At 60.7% G+C, this 16,535-nt stretch carries 14 protein-coding genes; 6 read left to right on the top strand and 8 right to left on the bottom strand.

Features of this window, described 5'->3' with window-relative positions; all coding sequences use genetic code 11:
- Window positions 1-52 precede the first annotated feature (52 nt).
- Both ompK37 and nifJ read right to left on the bottom strand, forming a co-directional pair.
- The gene (gene ompK37, locus CWM58_RS01875) at window positions 53-1,177 is read right to left on the bottom strand and encodes a porin OmpK37 (protein WP_016160893.1); all 1,125 of its coding nucleotides are present in this window, start codon (window positions 1,175-1,177) and stop codon (window positions 53-55) included.
- A gap of 358 nt (window positions 1,178-1,535) precedes the next feature.
- A complete protein-coding gene (gene nifJ, locus CWM58_RS01880; RefSeq protein ID WP_100680081.1) occupies window positions 1,536-5,063 on the bottom strand; it encodes a pyruvate:ferredoxin (flavodoxin) oxidoreductase in 3,528 nt (1,175 codons plus the stop codon).
- Window positions 5,064-5,426: 363 nt separating this feature from the next.
- On the opposite strand from nifJ, the gene CWM58_RS01890 reads away from it, so the two are divergent.
- Window positions 5,427-5,690, top strand: a complete 264-nt coding sequence (locus CWM58_RS01890) for a DUF333 domain-containing protein (RefSeq protein WP_004140155.1) — start codon at window positions 5,427-5,429, stop codon at window positions 5,688-5,690.
- A gap of 45 nt (window positions 5,691-5,735) precedes the next feature.
- Here the strand turns inward: CWM58_RS01890 and hslJ are convergent, their stop codons facing one another.
- From hslJ to CWM58_RS01905, 3 genes are all read right to left on the bottom strand, one after another.
- The gene (gene hslJ, locus CWM58_RS01895) at window positions 5,736-6,176 is read right to left on the bottom strand and encodes a heat shock protein HslJ (RefSeq protein ID WP_061154805.1); all 441 of its coding nucleotides are present in this window, start codon (window positions 6,174-6,176) and stop codon (window positions 5,736-5,738) included.
- Window positions 6,177-6,298: 122 nt separating this feature from the next.
- Window positions 6,299-7,288 carry a 2-hydroxyacid dehydrogenase gene (locus tag CWM58_RS01900; RefSeq protein WP_008805143.1) on the bottom strand — a complete coding sequence of 330 codons (990 nt, stop codon included), beginning with the start codon at window positions 7,286-7,288 and terminating at the stop codon, window positions 6,299-6,301.
- A gap of 147 nt (window positions 7,289-7,435) precedes the next feature.
- Window positions 7,436-7,936 carry a DedA family protein gene (locus tag CWM58_RS01905; protein WP_061154803.1) on the bottom strand — a complete coding sequence of 167 codons (501 nt, stop codon included), beginning with the start codon at window positions 7,934-7,936 and terminating at the stop codon, window positions 7,436-7,438.
- Window positions 7,937-8,141: 205 nt separating this feature from the next.
- On the opposite strand from CWM58_RS01905, the gene CWM58_RS01915 reads away from it, so the two are divergent.
- The 3 genes from CWM58_RS01915 to CWM58_RS01925 are packed head-to-tail and all read left to right on the top strand — an operon-like array spanning window position 8,142 to window position 11,294.
- Window positions 8,142-10,781, top strand: coding sequence for a YdbH family protein (locus CWM58_RS01915; RefSeq protein WP_100680082.1), 2,640 nt, complete (start codon window positions 8,142-8,144; stop codon window positions 10,779-10,781).
- Window positions 10,778-10,963 carry a YnbE family lipoprotein gene (locus CWM58_RS01920; protein ID WP_012968375.1) on the top strand — a complete coding sequence of 62 codons (186 nt, stop codon included), beginning with the start codon at window positions 10,778-10,780 and terminating at the stop codon, window positions 10,961-10,963. Before CWM58_RS01915 ends, CWM58_RS01920 begins: the two co-directional genes overlap by 4 nt.
- A gap of 7 nt (window positions 10,964-10,970) precedes the next feature.
- Window positions 10,971-11,294: a YdbL family protein gene (locus CWM58_RS01925; protein ID WP_012541948.1), complete on the top strand. Its 324-nt coding sequence runs from the start codon at window positions 10,971-10,973 to the stop codon at window positions 11,292-11,294.
- Here the strand turns inward: CWM58_RS01925 and feaR are convergent, their stop codons facing one another.
- Window positions 11,295-12,197, bottom strand: a complete 903-nt coding sequence (feaR, locus tag CWM58_RS01930; RefSeq protein ID WP_061154800.1) for a transcriptional regulator FeaR — start codon at window positions 12,195-12,197, stop codon at window positions 11,295-11,297. It lies immediately after the preceding gene.
- Window positions 12,198-12,432: 235 nt separating this feature from the next.
- Between feaR and CWM58_RS01935 the strand changes: the two genes are divergently transcribed.
- Both CWM58_RS01935 and CWM58_RS01940 read left to right on the top strand, forming a co-directional pair.
- A complete protein-coding gene (locus tag CWM58_RS01935) occupies window positions 12,433-13,932 on the top strand; it encodes an aldehyde dehydrogenase family protein (protein WP_100680083.1) in 1,500 nt (499 codons plus the stop codon).
- A gap of 124 nt (window positions 13,933-14,056) precedes the next feature.
- Window positions 14,057-14,947 (top strand): oxidoreductase, encoded by an 891-nt coding sequence (locus CWM58_RS01940; RefSeq protein WP_100680084.1) that lies wholly within the window; start codon window positions 14,057-14,059, stop codon window positions 14,945-14,947.
- 17 nt (window positions 14,948-14,964) lie between these two features.
- On the opposite strand, the gene CWM58_RS01945 is transcribed toward CWM58_RS01940, so the two are convergent.
- Both CWM58_RS01945 and CWM58_RS01950 read right to left on the bottom strand, forming a co-directional pair.
- The gene (locus CWM58_RS01945) at window positions 14,965-15,696 is read right to left on the bottom strand and encodes a class II aldolase and adducin N-terminal domain-containing protein (protein WP_100680085.1); all 732 of its coding nucleotides are present in this window, start codon (window positions 15,694-15,696) and stop codon (window positions 14,965-14,967) included.
- Between the two features lie 5 nt (window positions 15,697-15,701).
- Window positions 15,702-16,532, bottom strand: coding sequence for an ABC transporter substrate-binding protein (locus CWM58_RS01950; protein ID WP_061154796.1), 831 nt, complete (start codon window positions 16,530-16,532; stop codon window positions 15,702-15,704).
- Window positions 16,533-16,535 lie beyond the last annotated feature (3 nt).

Genomic DNA, 16,535 nt, shown 5'->3' on the forward strand with positions numbered 1-16,535 from the left:
ATCTACTGTACGGCGGTAGGAAGAAGCCCGCCGGAACCGGCGGGCTGGCGCATCAGAACTGGTAAACCAGGCCCAGGGCGACGATGTTGTCGGTAGAGATACCGTTGTCTTTGTAGAAGCTGTCGTTGTCATCCAGCAGGTTGATTTTGTAATCAACGTAGGTAGACATATTACGGTTGAAGTAATAGGTGGCGCCAACGTCCATATATTTGACCAGATCTTTATCGGCGTAGCGGCCGTTATTATAGAGATCTTTGCCTTTGGACTGCAGGTAGGAGATGGCCGGACGCAGGCCGAAGTCGAACTGATACTGCGCGGTGACTTCGAAGTTTTGCGTTTTATTGGCCACGCCGTCATTGCCGTACGGGGTCATATTGCGGGTTTCTGAGTACATGGTCGCCAGGTAGATATCGTTGGCGTCGTACTTCAGGCCGGCGGTCCAGGCTTCGGCTTTATCGCCGCGGGCGTTGGTCTGGGTCATCTGATCGTTGGTACGGTCAGAAGAGGTGTAGGCCGCTGCCGCGCTGATGCCCATGCCGAAGTCATAAGAGGTGGAGAGACCGAAGCCATCGCCATTGTCGAAGCGAACATCGCTGTCGCTGCTGCGGTTGTTGGTGCCGACGTTGATATCCTGCGCGTTCTGACCTTCGTTTTTACCCTGATACTGCAGGGCGAAGTTCAGACCCTCCACCAGGCCGAAGAAATCGCTGTTGCGGTAGGTCGCGACGCCGTTGGCGCGGCCTGCCATAAAGTTATCCGCATAGGTGTAGGAGTCGCCGCCGAACTCCGGCAGCATATCGGTCCAGCCTTCAACATCGTACAGCACGCCGTAGTTACGACCGTAGTCGAAGGAGCCGTAATCGCCGACTTTGATACCCGCGAATGCCAGACGGGTCCACGCCTGATCGCTGGAGCTCTCGGTGTTGTTGGCCTGAACGTTATATTCCCACTGACCGTAACCGGTGAGCATATCGTTGATCTGAGTTTCGCCTTTAAAGCCAAAACGCAAATAAGTTTGGTCGCCGTCTTTTTTCGAGTCGCTGGAGAAATAGTGCAGACCGTCTACCTTGCCATAGAGATCTAATTTATTTCCGTCTTTATTATAAATTTCCGCCGCATGCGCGGCACCGGCGGCTAATAAAGCCGGAATAACGAGGGCCAGTACTTTTCTTTTCATGAAGAAATTCCTTTAACTGTTTTTATGTTTTAGCTTCCGGGAAGGAAGTGAACTCATGCTAAAGGAGCGGTCTGAGATATGGTAAGACTCAATTGTTACGATATAAGTAAAATCTAAAATAAATAATACCAAAGAAATGGTGATAATTATGCTGAATATATCTACAGGAAATATACAAAATAAAAATTATACATGCCCGGGATAATCACGTATTATTCGAGCGTTATATGCCTTTATTGTCATGCCAATCATTTATTGCTGCCGTCTCATTCTACGGAATGATTTTGTTTATCGGTAAAACGACAAGCCCGAACAACATGTTCGGGCTTTTTTTATGGCTACCGTGTGGAAAATAACCTTAGCCTTCGTTCGGTGATTTCTCCGCTTTGCCAGCCAGCTGGGCGAGGAAGTCATACCGTTTCTGCAGATCCGCGGCGGCGTCTTTCCACAACTGCTCCGCCACCTCCGGCTGCTGGGCGTTCAGGCGGCGGAAACGTTGCTCATTGAGCAGCGTCTCGGCCAGCGCGTCGGACGGCGGGCGAGAGTCCAGCGCCAGCGGCAGTTTGCCTTCGTCGGCGCGACGCGGGTCGAAGCGGTAGAGAGGCCAGAATCCAGTGGCGGTCAGCTGACGCATCTGATCGTGGCTGAGCGCCAGATCGTAGCCGTGCTCTTCGCAAGGACTGTAGGCAATGATCAGCGACGGTCCCGGATAGGCTTCCGCTTCCTGAATCGCTTTCACCGTCTGGTTCAGCTGCGCGCCGAGCGAAATCTGCGCCACATAGACATGACCGTACATCATCATGCTGACGCCAAGATCTTTGCGCGCCTTGCGTTTACCGTGTTCGCCAAACTTAGTGACCGCCCCCAGCGGGGTGGCTTTTGACGCCTGGCCGCCGGTGTTGGAGTAGCACTGGGTATCGAGCACCAGGATATTGACGTTTTCCGTCAGGCTCAGCACATGATCCAGACCGCCGAAGCCAATATCGTAGGCCCAGCCGTCGCCGCCGATCAGCCAGACGGATTTCTCCACCAGCGCGTCAGCATCGGTCAGCAGCTCTTCAGCGCCGTCCACGCCGGCCAGCGCCTGGCGCAGGGCCGCCACCTGTTCGCGGCGGACTTCCGGCGTCGCCTCGGCATGTAACGCCGCGTTCAACTCTGCCGGCAGTTTGTCGGCAAATTCGCTCAGCAGGCGCATCACGCGCTGACGGTGCTGGTCGACGGTTAAGCGGAAGCCGAGCCCGAATTCAGCGTTATCCTCAAACAGCGAGTTGGCCCACGCCGGGCCGCGGCCGTTGGCGTCGGTCGTATACGGCGTCGAGGGCAGGTTGCCGCCGTAAATGGAGGAGCAGCCGGTGGCGTTGGCGATCAACATCCGATCGCCGTACAGCTGGGTCAGCAGTTTGATATACGGCGTTTCGCCACAGCCGGAGCAGGCGCCGGAGTATTCAAACAGCGGGCTGATCAGCTGCGAGGTGCGAATATCAATCCGCTCCAGTTTTGTGCGGTCGATTTCCGGCAGGTTGAGGAAGTAATCGTAATTGACCTTCTCCTCTTCCACATGCTCCAGGCGCGACATCATATTGATGGCCTTGATCTCCGGGTTCTGGCGATCTTTCGCCGGGCACACTTCAACGCACAGGTTGCAGCCGGTGCAGTCTTCCGGGGCGACCTGCAGAACGTATTTTTGTCCACGCATATCGCGGGATTTGACGTCCAGCGAGTGCAGACTGGCAGGGGCGTTCTCCATCTCTTCCGGCGCTACCACTTTGGCGCGGATCGCCGAGTGCGGGCAGGCGGCGACGCAGTGGTTGCACTGAGTACACAGCGCTTCCTTCCAGATGGGGATCTCTTCGGCGATATTGCGTTTCTCCCAGCGCGTGGTGCCCATGGGCCAGGTGCCGTCCGGCGGCAGGGCGGAGACCGGCAGCGCATCGCCGAGGCCGGCCAGCATCGCGGCGGTGACCGTTTTGACGAAATCCGGCGCGGCGTCGGAGACCACCGGCGGGCGGTTCGGACTGCTGGCGTTCACCGGCTGGAGCGGCACTTCCGCCAGCGATTCGCGGGCCAGGGCCAGCGCCTGCCAGTTGCGTTCCACCAGCTCCTGGCCTTTGCTGCTGTAGCTTTTGGCGATCGCCGCCTGCAGTTCCGCCAGCGCGCTGTCGCCCGGCAGGATACGGGTGAGATGGAAGAACGCCATCTGCATCACGGTATTAATGCGCGCGCCGAGGCTGCACTCGCGGGCGATTTTCGCCGCGTTGACCACGTAAAATCGCGCTTTTTTCTGATTCAGGGTGGCCTGAACTTCCTGCGGCAGGCGAGACCAGACCTCATCGGCGCTGTACGGCGTGTTGAGCAGGAAAATACCGCCGGGCTTCAGCCGTTCGGCCATCTGGTATTTATCGATAAACTGTAGCTGGTGGCAGCCGACGAAATCAGCCTGCGAAATCAGATACGATGAACGAATCGGTTTTTCGCTGACGCGCAGATGCGAGACGGTGAGGCCGCCCGCTTTCTTCGAGTCATAGACAAAATAGCCCTGCGAGAACCACGGGGTCGAGTTGCCGATGATTTTGATGTTGTTTTTGGTGGCCGACACGCTGCCATCGCTGCCGAGACCGTAGAACAGGGCCTCGAGCTTGGCCTCAGCCGGCAGGGTATTTTCTCCCAGCGGCAGCGACAGATTGGTCACGTCATCATAGATACCGACGGTAAAGCGCGGCTTCGGCTGAGCGGACTGCAGTTCACTGAATACTGCCAGCACGCATTCCGGGCCGAACTCCTTGGAGGAGAGGCCATAGCGGCCGCCGATGGTGCGCGGCAGCGTCTCGCGCTCGCCGCGGTTAAAGGCTTCCGCCAGGGCGGTCATCACATCGAGATACAGCGGCTCGGCAAGCGCGCCTGGCTCTTTGGTGCGATCAAGCACCGCTACCGCCCGGGCGCTCTCCGGCAACGCTGCCAGCAGGTGGGCGGCGGAGAATGGGCGATAGAGGCGCACTTTCAGCACGCCGACTTTCTCGCCGCGGCTCAGCAGTTCATCAACCACCTCTTCGCAGGTACCGATGGCCGAACCCATAATGACGATCACGCGCTCTGCCTGCGGGTGGCCGTAAAACTCAAACGGTTTGTACTGACGGCCGGTGGCGGCGGCGAAGTCGTTCATCGCCGTCTCGACATGGTCATAGACCGCGTCGTACCATGGATTGGTGGCCTCTCGCGACTGGAAGTACGTGTCGGGGTTGGCCGAGGTTCCGCGGATCACCGGGTGTTCCGGATTGAGCGCGCGCTGGCGATGCTCGGCGATTTTATCCTGCGGTAGCAGGGCGCGAATGGTGTCATCCGACAGCGGGGCGATTTTGTTGATTTCGTGCGAGGTGCGGAAGCCATCAAAGAAATGAATAAACGGCACCCGGCTTTGCAGGGTGGCGATATGCGAGATCAGCGCAAAATCCTGCGCCTCCTGGACGCTGCTGGCGCACAGCATGGCGCACCCGGTCTGACGCACGGCCATGACGTCGGAATGATCGCCGAAGATCGACAGCGCGTGGGTGGCGACGGTTCGGGCGGCGACGTGCAGCACAAACGGCATCAGCTGGCCGGCCAGTTTGTACAGTGTGGGGATCATCAGCAGCAGGCCCTGCGATGAGGTAAAAGAGGTGGAGAGGGCGCCGGTCTGCAGCGCGCCATGTACGGCGCCAATGGCGCCTGCCTCCGACTGCATTTCGACCACGCGGGGAACATCGCCCCAGACGTTTTTCAGCCCATTGCCGGCCCAGGCGTCGGCCTGTTCCGCCATCGTTGAACTGGGCGTGATCGGGTAGATGGCGATAACTTCACTGGTGCGAAACGCGACGGAAGCGACCGCGCCATTACCATCAATCGTAATCATATGAAGACACCCTTACATTGCGCAAAAGAATGGACACGTGAAACCGCGACGTGCCCTGTAATTATATAAGGGGTAGTTTAGCAAACCGTTGGCGCGGCCATTTTTGCATTTGTGTCCTCAATGCGCCGGCCACCCGTGACCAGATCAATATTTTGCATGGTTCGCGGAGAAAATGGCTGCCTGCAGAGGGCGGGAACCACGCGCGCCCGGCGACCAGGCCGGAGCAGATCAAGCTTTCGGCGAAAATTTGCTAGAAAATGTTAATGAGGCGCATAAATACGTACTTCCCCTCTCGACGCCGCCCGCCACGCTGCCTATTATTCTGGGGTTTGCTTTTTTAAGACGTTTCCGAGGGGAGAGAGAATGCGAGCTGCGATGTTAGTAGGTTGTGCGGCGCTGTTGCTGTCGGCGTGCAGTAGTGAACCCGTTCAGCAGGCCACGGCGGCGCACGTCACGCCAGGCATGCGGGCGGCGATGAGCGACGCCGGTCAGGCCAACTGCGCCATGATAGGCGGCTCGTTATCGGTGGCTCGTCAGCTCGATGGTTCGGCGATTGGCATGTGCGCGCTGCCGAACGGCAAACGCTGCAGCGAGCAGGCGCTGGCGGGCGGCAGCTGCGGCTACTAACGGCGGCCCCGTCGCGGGGCAGCGTCAGCGGCACCTCAATGCCGGCTAGTGCATCAGGTCGGCGAGCTTATAGACCAGCGTCTGGTCGGCGGTCGCCAACGTCAACTGGTTTTCCGTCAGATCGACCTGTGCGCCTTCGCGCAACATCTTGCCGATCGTCGCGTCAAGGGTATTAAGCTGGGCATCGTTGCACAGCATCCGGGTCATCGCCAGCGACTTCACCTTCAGCGCGCCGTCCGACACCTTACCTTCCCCGCTAAAGCCGTTGCACATATTGCCCGTTACATACACGTTGCCTGTAATAGCCATCTTCTCACCGAAGCTCAGCTCCAGCGGCCGGTCGCCGGCGTTGACCGCCTGGCCGTTGACGCTGGTCAGCACGAAGCGATGATGTTGCAGCTGTTCCGCGCCGGTGGACACCTTACTGTTGTAGACACAGCCGGACAGCAGCATACCTGCCGCCAGTAGCGCTGCAAATTTGTTCATTTGTACTCCGAAACATTCACATTACTAATAAAATAAAGCCAGTGTAACGGTATCGCAGCGGGGATCTGTGGGGATTATCTGAATGTGCTCCCCCCGGGAGAGGAGCACAAAAAGGAAAGGAATCAGACGATGGCGTTCGGGCAGGTTTCGCCGTTGGCGACCTGCTGCAGGTTGCCCAGAGTGGTCTCCGAAATGCTGATCAACGCCTCAGCGGTGAGGAACGCCTGGTGGCCGGTGAACAGCACGTTGTGGCAGGCGGAGAGGCGGCGGAAAACGTCGTCCTGGATAACGTCGTTGGATTTGTCTTCAAAGAACAGATCGCGTTCGTTCTCATAAACGTCCAGCCCCAGCGCGCCAATTTTCTGGTGCTTCAGGGCGTCGATGGCCGCCTGGGAGTCGATCAGCGCGCCGCGGCTGGTGTTAATCACCATCACCCCGTCCTTCATCTGGTCAAACGCCTCGCGATTGAGCAGGTGGTAGTTTTCGTCGGTCAGCGGGCAGTGCAGGGAGATCACGTCCGATTCCTTGTACAGCGTGGCGAGGTCGACATATTCCACCCCCAGCTCCAGCGCGGCGGCGCTTGGGTACGGGTCGAACGCCAGCAGACGCATACCGAAACCTTTGAGGATCCGCAGCATCGCCACGCCAATTTTGCCGGTGCCAATCACCCCGGCGGTTTTGCCGTACATGGTGAAACCGGTGAGGCCTTCGAGAGAGAAGTTGGCATCACGGGTACGCTGGTAGGCGCGGTGGATGCGGCGGTTGAGCGACATCATCATACCGATCGCATGCTCAGCGACGGCTTCCGGCGAGTACGCCGGGACGCGGACCACGCGCAGGCCAAGCTCTTTCGCCGCCTCGAGGTCGACGTTGTTAAATCCGGCGCAGCGCAGGGCGATATACTTCACGCCGTGGGCCTTCAGCTCTTCCAGCACCGGGCGGCTGCCGTCGTCATTGACGAAGATACACACCGCTTCGCAACCGTTGGCGGTTTTGGCGGTCTTCGCTGTCAGCAGGAAGTCGAAGAATTCCAGTTCAAAGCCGTAGGTATCATTCACGTGCTGCAGGTACTTTTTATCGTACTGCTTCGTACTGTAAACCGCGATTTTCATAAGACTTTTCTCCAGTGATTATAACGTCACGGTAGCATATTTAAAATAATCGTACAATTATTAAAAAATAGTTTAAATAGCAGGTGCTTATGCTAATTCTAGAGCATATCGCGGATTTGCGGAATCTCTTTGAAAGACAAAGTTTTTTCACCACAAACTGAGGCTTAAAGCGCCGGGGGAGAGCAGCAGAAACGGCCACAGCAGACCGGAGCTGACGTTAGCTAGCTGAAACGACCACAGCGGCAGGCCGCTGGCGCCGCTGACCAGGGGCAGGGTGGCGCGCAGGGGAGAGAGGAAGCGACTGAAAAAGATAGCCCACAGGCCATAGCGCTGGAAAAAGAGCCGGCTGCGGGCCAGACGCTCGGCGGTCAGCCAGCGTAACTGTGTGAGGCGGTGACGATAGCGAACGCCTAACCACCACGAGAGCCAGAATCCGCCGATGGCGCCGAGGCTGGCGCTGGACCACATTAGCAGGAAATGCCCGAGGCTGGCGGAAGCGAATGTCCCCAGCAGCAGCAGGCCGGAGGTGCCGGGGATCGCCAGCGACACCAGCGCACAGGATTTAGTGAAAGTGAGCAGGAAAACAATCAGCAACACCCATGGATAGTGGCCCTGTGCGCTCTCAATGAGCGAAATAATGAACGACACCGTCTCTCCCGCAAGCCATTCTGTCTGGCTGGAGTGTGGCAGGCGTTGCTTAAACAAAAGCTAAATGATGACGGCCGATCGCCGCGCTGCGATACCCGCTGGCAACTATGCTTTAACAGGCCGCAAACTTTCACTCACTGGTCGAACGTGTCACAATAGACGCCATTCGGCTTTTACTTATGTTGAATCAGGATATTAACTGCCCATGAAGGGTAAATATAAAGCCGCCATCGCGCTGGTGTTAGTGCTGGTGTTATTGCCGCTAACGCTGCTGTTGACGCTGACCCACTGGGTGCCGACGCTGGCGGGCATCTGGCTGCCCGTGGGCACTCGTATCTCGCTGCAGGAGAGCCCGCGTCTGACGCGGTCGGCTCTGCTGATCCCCGATCTGCGCTATCTGGTGGGCGACTGTGAACTCGCCCGGGTGACCGATACCCGCCTCTCGCGTCCCAGCCGCTGGCGGCTGCATATTGGCCAGCTGGACATCAACAGCGCTTGTCTGAGCAAACTGCCGGCCAGCGAGCCCACGCCGGGATCGCCGCGCACCCTCGGCGAATGGCAATCGATGTTGCCCTACAGCTGGTTAACGATTGATAACCTGCGGCTGTCGCCGTGGGAGAAATGGCAGGGGCGGCTGGTGATGTCGTTGACGCCAGCGCAGCAGGACATCGGCTTTGCCGGTAAGGAACTGAGTCTGCAGGCGCGCCTGCGCGGCCAGGCCCTCACCGTCAGCCAGTTCAGCGCCCGGCTGACTGACGATCAGCAGCCGGTGAAGCTGGTGGGGACCTTCCATCTGCCGCTGGTGCCGGATGGCCTGCCGGTCGACGGCCAGATGCAGGGCACCTTTGAATTTCCACAGACCGCGGAATGGATCGATGCCGAGCTCGAGTGGCAGCACAATCGCGGCCAGCTTCTGGTCACGCCGCGCGGCGAGGTAGAGCCGATCCTGGACCTGCCGTGGGAGATCACCCCGGAGCGGATCACCATCAGCGACGGTCGCTGGCGCACCCGCTACCAGAACTATCCGCTCAGCGGGCGCGTCGCACTGTCGGTGGGCAACTGGCAGCAGGGGACCGAGCAGATGACCGTCAGCGGCCGCTTAAATGTCCTCACTGAGGGGCATGCCGGCAAAGGCAACGCGGTGCTGAATATCGGTCCGGGCAAGCTAAGCATGGATAACAGCGACATGCCGCTGCGGCTCACCGGCGAGGCCAAGCTGGGTGAGATGATCTTCTACGCGGCGCTGCCGGCCCAGCTCAGCGGGTCGCTGGTCAGCCCGCAGCTGGCCTTTCATCCCGGGGCGCTGCTGCGTTCGCGCGGACGGGTGATCGACGCGCTGAATATTGATGAAATTCGCTGGCCGCTGGCTGGGGTGAAAGTGACCCAGCAGGGCGTCGATGGCCGCCTGCAGGCGATCCTCCGCGCCCATGAGCAGCAGATGGGCGACTTTACGCTGCATCTGGACGGTCAGGCGAGCGATTTTCTGCCCGACAGCGGCCGCTGGCAATGGCGCTACTGGGGTGAGGGGCACTTTACCCCGATGCAGGCGCGCTGGGATGTGAAGGGCAGCGGGGAGTGGCGCGACAATGCCATTACCCTGAGCAGCCTCTCCACCGGCTTCGATAAGCTCGAGTACGGCACGATGCGGGTCAGTACGCCGCGTCTGACGCTCGAGCAGCCGATCCGCTGGCTGCGTGATGCCCAGCACCCGCGGCTGACCGGCGCGCTGTCGCTGGACGCGGCAAAAACCACCTTCTCCGGCGGCAGCTATCTCCCGGCGTCAACGCTGAAATTTGCCCTCGACGGCAGGGATCCGACGTGGTTCCAGTTCACCGGCGCCCTGCACGCCGATGCCATTGGCCCGGTGCGGCTGACCGGGCGTTGGGACGGCGAACGGCTGCGCGGCCAGGCGTGGTGGCCAAAACAGTCGCTGACGGTGTTCCAGCCGCTGGTGCCACCGGACTGGAAGATGAACCTGCGGGAAGGCAGTCTCTATGCGCAGGTGGCCTTTTCGGCGGCGGCCGGGCAGGGATTTGAGGCGGGCGGCCACGGCGTGCTGAAGGGCGGCAGCGCCTGGATGCCGGATAACCAGATTAACGGCGTCGACTTCGTGCTGCCATTCCGTTTCAGCGACGGCCACTGGCAGCTGGGCACCCGTCGTCCGGTCTCCCTGCGTATTGGCGAAATCGTCAACCAGGTGACCGCGCGCAATCTGACGGCGGACCTGCAGGGCACCTGGCCGTGGAGTGAGGCCAATCCGCTGCAGCTCAGCGACGTCAGCGTCGATCTGTTAGGCGGTAAGCTGACCCTGCTGCAGCTGCGCATGCCGCAGCGCGACCCGGCGCTGATCCGTCTGCAACATATCTCCAGCAGCGAACTCACCAGCGCCGTCAAGGTGAAGCAGTTCGCCATGTCCGGGGCGGTGAGCGGCGCGCTGCCGCTGTGGCTGGAAAACAACCAATGGATCATCCACGACGGCTGGCTGCGTAATGACGGGCCGATGACCCTGCGGCTGGATAAAGACACTGCTGATGCGCTGGTGGCGGACAATGTCTCCGCCGGGGCGGCGATTAACTGGCTGCGCTATATGGAGATCTCCCGCTCGTGGACGCGGATTAACCTCGACAATCTGGGCGTATTGACGCTTAAGGCCACCATCAACGGCACCAGCCGGGTGGACGGGAAAAGCAGTACCGTGCATTTAAACTACTCTCATGAAGAGAATATTTTCGACCTGTGGCGCAGTTTACGCTTCGGCGACAATTTACAGGCGTGGCTCGAACAGAATGCCATGCTGCCCGTGCGGCGCTGTACGGACGGTAAGACATGTAAGGAACCTAAATGAATAAGTTGCTACTGGCCATGGTGGCGCCGATGCTGCTCGCCGGCTGTACGCCGCGTATCGAAATTGCGGCATCGAAAGAGCCCATCACTATTAACATGAATGTCAAAATTGAGCATGAGATCCACATCAAGGTCGATAAGGATGTGGAAAACCTGCTGAAATCCCGCAGCGATTTGTTCTGAGGCGACGATGAGAAAACGACTGTTAAGCGCAGCGCTGGCGCTGACCTTACTCAGCGCGCCCGCGCTGGCGTTGACCCTGAGCGAAGCGCGGCAGCAGGGGCGGGTGGGGGAAACGCTGAACGGCTATCTGGCGCCGCTGCGCCAGGATAAAGAGACCTTAGCGCTGGTGAAGCAGATCAATGCCGCGCGCAGCGAAAGCTACCAGCAGCTGGCGGATGACAACAATCTGCCGGTAGATGAAGTGGCGAAAATGGCCGGGCAGAAGCTGGTGGCCCGCGCTCAGCCCGGGGAGTACGTCCAGGGGCTGAACGGCCAGTGGCGGCGTAAATGATCAGCGGCAGCGCTTGCGGTATTCGCCCGGCGAGACGCCAAAGCGCTGCTTAAAGGCGGTGGAGAAATGGCTGTGGTCGCTAAAGCCCCAGCGGTAGCCGATCCCCGCCAGCTTTTCGTCGTCATGGACATTCTGTAACGCCCTGGCACACAGGTCCAACCGCCGGTTCTTAATATACTGCGCCACCACCAGCCCTTTGTCGGCAAACAGCCGGTACAGGCTGCGTACCGACATCCCCGTCTCGCTGGCCAGCCACTCCGGGCGCAAATGCTCCGACTGAATGGACGCATCGATTAACGCAATAATCTTCTGAAACTGCTTTTCCCGCCGGGAAGGGGTAGGCTCGCGCTGATGCAGCACCGGGCGTAACAGGCAGGCGATCGCCTCCAGCGCCGCTTCACTCTCGCTGGCGGAGAGTGTCGTGCCGCCCATGCTTTCCAGCAACAGTCGCTGGCTGAGCTGCACCATTGGCAGGGATTTGTCCAGCCGGCAGGCGGTGGCGATGTCGCCTGTGGGTGCCACCCGCTGGCGCGGCAGCAGCAGGGAGGCCTGACGCGAGGTCTGCTGCCAGACAATCGAGCACGGGCGGGCCGCATCGATTAACGTGATATCGCCCGCCGCCAGCGTCACCTGGCGATCGTCCTGTTCGATGATGGCTTCGCCGGCAAGCTGAAACACGGTATAGAACCAGGCGTCGTTATCGCGTTTTATCTCATTGCGCGTGCGGTATAAATTGACGCCGGCGGCGGTGACCGTACTGACCTTGAGGCTGCCGGCGTAGCGGGCGTCAATCTCGCCGTGGAAACGCCCCTCCAGCGGCCGGGCGGCGAAATGGCCGCAGACCTGATTGATCGTCGCCAGCCAGCGCTGGTACGCCAGCCCCCCCTCTGCCGTGGTCATCATTCGCCCTTCTCCTGTAATAACAATGTTTCCGCATTGTTGCATTTATGCCGCCTCAGGCAAGGCCGCGATGGCGGGTATATGAAAGAACTATTACCTGCGGCACATTTCTGCCAGGGCAAGCCGCGGATTTGCGGCGACTGTCACAGCGGCGCAAACGAATGTCACAGAGAAAAAAGCGCCAGCCGCCAACCGGACATAGACTGAAAGCACTATCCGCGAAGAATAAGGAAAGGGTATGTCCACCTCTCAGATAGCGCTGCTTGCCAGCGTCCAGCAGTTTTTAGACCGTCAGCATGGCCTGTATATCGACGGCGCCCCCTGCGCCGCGCAGAGCGAAAACCGGTTAACCGTCTGGGATCCGGCCACCGGGCAGGCGATTGCCACCACCGCCGACGCCAGCCCGGCGGATGTTGACCGGGCGGTGATGTCCGCCTGGCGCGCTTTTGTCGATCGCCGCTGGGCCGGGCGCACCCCGGCCGACCGTGAACGCATCCTGCTGCGTTTTGCCGATCTGGTGGAGCAGCACGGCGAAGAGCTGGCGCAACTGGAAACCCTCGAGCAGGGCAAATCTATTGCGATCTCTCGCGCCTTTGAGGTCGGCTGCACCCTGAACTGGATGCGCTACACCGCGGGGCTGACCACCAAGATCAGCGGCCGGACGCTGGACGTGTCGATCCCGTTCCCGCAAGGGGCGCGTTACCAGGCGTGGACCAAAAAAGAGCCGGTCGGGGTGGTGGCGGGCATCGTCCCGTGGAATTTCCCGCTGATGATCGGCATGTGGAAGGTCATGCCGGCGCTGGCGGCGGGCTGTTCGATCGTCATCAAACCCTCTGAAACCACCCCGCTGACCCTGCTGCGGGTGGCGGAGCTGGCGACCCAGGCGGGCATTCCTGACGGGGTGTTCAACGTAGTCACCGGCAGCGGCGCCGGCAGCGGCGCGGCGCTGACCGCCCATCCGCAGGTGGCGAAGGTCAGTTTTACCGGCTCGACGGCGACCGGGAAACAGATCGCCCGCGTGGCCGCCGACCGCCTGACCCGCGTGACGCTGGAGCTGGGCGGCAAGAACCCGGCGATTGTGCTCAAAGATGCCGACCCCCAGTGGGTTATTGAGGGGCTGATGACCGGTAGCTTCCTCAATCAGGGGCAGGTCTGCGCCGCCAGCTCGCGGATCTACATCGAAGCGCCGCTGTTTGACACCCTGGTCAGCGGCTTCGAGCAGGCGGTAAAATCGCTGCAGGTGGGGCCGGGGATGCAGGAGACGGCGCAGATCAACCCGGTGGTTTCCCGGGCCCACTGCGACAAGGTGGCGGCCTACCTCGAAGAGGCTCGCCAGCAGAAGGCAGAGCTTATCAGCGGCAGCGCCGGACCGGATGCGGGGGGATACTATATTCCGCCGACGCTGGTGGTTAACCCCGACGCTGGGCTGCGCCTCACCCGTGAGGAGGTGTTTGGCCCGGTGGTGAACCTGGTGCGAGTGGCCGACGGCGAGGAGGCGCTGCGCCTGGCCAACGACAGCGATTTTGGCCTGACCGCCAGCGTCTGGACCCGCGATCTGACCCAGGCCCTGAACTACACCGACCGTCTGCAGGCGGGAACGGTATGGGTCAACAGCCATACCCTGATTGACGCCAACCTGCCTTTCGGCGGCATGAAGCAGTCCGGTACCGGCCGCGATTTCGGCCCGGACTGGCTCGACGGCTGGTGCGAAACCAAATCCGTCTGCGTGCGTTACTAGACCTCTGTCGGGGAAAGCGAATGGCTTTTCCCGACGCGCCGCTTGCCGACCTCCGGTCTTTCTCGCTACTGTGGAGGGCAATCTTTGCCCAACCAGGGCGGTGAATCATCAGGAGGTCTTCGGCATGACAGCATTTCCTAAGGTTGCACTTATTGGTCCCGGCGCCATCGGCACGACTATCGCCGCCGCCCTGTTTGAGGTGGGGAGAGCGCCGGTGGTCTGCGGGCGTACCGCCCATTCGGCGCTGGTGCTGCGCACAGAAGAGGGCGAGATCGTGGTGCCCGGCCCGGTGCACACCGACCCAACGGCGATAGCCGCCCCCTTCGACCTGGTCTTTGTCGCGGTGAAAACCACCCAGACGGAGGCCATCGCCCCCTGGCTGACGGCCCTGTGTTCCGCGGACACCGTGGTGTGCGTGCTGCAAAACGGCGTTGAACAGCGCCAGCAGTTTGCCCCCTTGACCGGCGGCGCGACGGTGTTGCCCTCGGTGGTCTGGTTTCCGGCGCAGCGCGATGCCGATGCCTCTGTCTGGCTGCGCGCCACGCCGCGCCTGACCCTCCCGGATCTGCCGGGGGCAGAGCGAGTGCAGCAGGCGCTGGCGGGGACCCGCTGCGCGGTGGACCTGGCGGCGGATTTTACCACCGTGGCCTGGCGTAAACTGTTGCAGAACGCCGTCGCCGGACTGATGGTGCTGACCGGACGCCGCGCCGGGATGTTTGCCCGGGAGGACATTACTGCCCTCGGACTGGCTTATTTGCGCGAATGTCTGCAGGTGGCGCGGGCGGAAGGGGCCGCCCTGGGCGACAGCGTGCCGGAGGAGATTATCGCCGGTTTTCACCGGGCGCCTGCCGACTTAAGCACCTCTATTCTGATCGATCGCCTGAATGGCCGACCGCTGGAGTGGGATATTCGTAACGGCGTGGTGCAGCGTCGCGGGCGTCAGCACGGCATTCCGACACCGCTCAGCGATATCATCGTGCCGCTGCTGGCGGCAGCCAGCGACGGCCCGGGCTGACCCGGGCAGGCGCGGGGTTAGTCCACCAGGGAGGGATCGAGGTCGATCATTAACTGCTTCATTTCGGCAAAATGCTGCCGCGAGAAATCGGCAATCTTCTCCCAGTCCTGGGCCGTTTTTTCCGCCACCGCGTCTGACAGCACCTTCAGCGGCTGGCCGGTGGACCAGGCGGTGATCAGGATCTGACAGGCGCGCTCCAGGGTCCAGATATCATCGAACGCCTCGCCGATGGTCGGGGCGGTCACCAGCACCCCGTGATTCCCCATCAGCAGGCGGCGTTTGTCCGCCAGCAGGCCCGCCAGCCGGGCGCCTTCTGCCGCGGTGTCCGCCATCCCGCCGTACAGGGTATCGACGGCGACCCGGTTAAAATAGCGGGCCGTGTTCTGGTCGATGGGCAGGATCTGCGGCGTCGCCAGACAGGCGAGGCTGGTGGTGTACACCGGGTGCAGATGCAGCACCACCCGCACGTCCGGGAGCCGCTGATGGATCTGCCCGTGAATAGCCCACGCGGTGGCATCGACGTCAGGGCGCGCGGCGCAACGTTCATCATCGGCGTTCAGCACCAGCAGATCGCTGGCGCGGATGCGCGAAAAGTGTTTCCACTTCGGGTTGAGTAAAAACGTTTTCCCGTCGTCGGAGAGCGCGGCGCTGAAATGGTTGGCCACCGCCTCATGCATGCCGAGATGGGCAATGATGCGAAAGGTGGCCGCCAGGTCGATGCGGATCTGCTCTTCATCGGTATCGCGCATGGGCATTACTCCGCTTTCGGCATCAGGGTCTGCAGATCGTCCGCCGTCGGCGCCTGGAAGTGATATTTCTTCAGCAGGGCGGCATATTCCGGCGTCGCGCTGTATTTTTTCAGCGCCTCTTCGAGGGCGGTTTTCACCTCAGTATTGCCTTTTTTAACGCCAAAGCCGTTCAGCACCGGATAGATCAGCGTGTCAGAGGAGATAACCACCCGGTCACCCAGTTTTTCCACCACCCCGCGCGCCACGGCGGCGTCGGTGATCTGCGCATCGACGGCGCGCGAAAGCAGCGCCTGGGTGGTCTGCGGGTCGGTGGTATAAACGCTCAGCGCAATCGGCTTCAGCCCCTTCTTCACGCAGTAGTCGGCGGAAAGCTTCTGCAATTGCGCCAGCCACGAGGTGGCGCCCATCGAGCCGATTTTATGCCCGCAGAAGTCCTCCGGGGTCTTAGGCTGGTAGTCGCCGCCTTTGCGGGCGAGGATCGCTTCCCCGCTTTTCAGGTACGGCACCATATCGATCACCTTCAGGCGTTCGGCGGTAATGTACATCGACGAGTTGGTGATATCGAAGCGCCCACCCTGCAGCCCGGGGATCAGGTTGGGGAAGCGGGTATCGATATTCACTGCCTCACGGCCCATGGTCTTCGCCAGACCATCGAGCAGCTCGATGTCAAAACCGGCTGGCTTATTATTTTCCATGTACTCGTAAGGAAAAAAGGTCATGTCCGAACCGGCGGTGATCTTACCGCTTTGCTGAAAGGCCAGTGCGCTAAAGGATGTCAGGGCAGCCGCTGCGCAGAGCAGCAGGGTCAGCGGGCGTGGTGCGTAAATGCGTGTCATAAA

This window comes from Klebsiella sp. H-Nf2, assembly GCF_002806645.1.
In the GTDB taxonomy this organism is placed as follows: Bacteria; Pseudomonadota; Gammaproteobacteria; order Enterobacterales; family Enterobacteriaceae; genus Klebsiella; species Klebsiella variicola.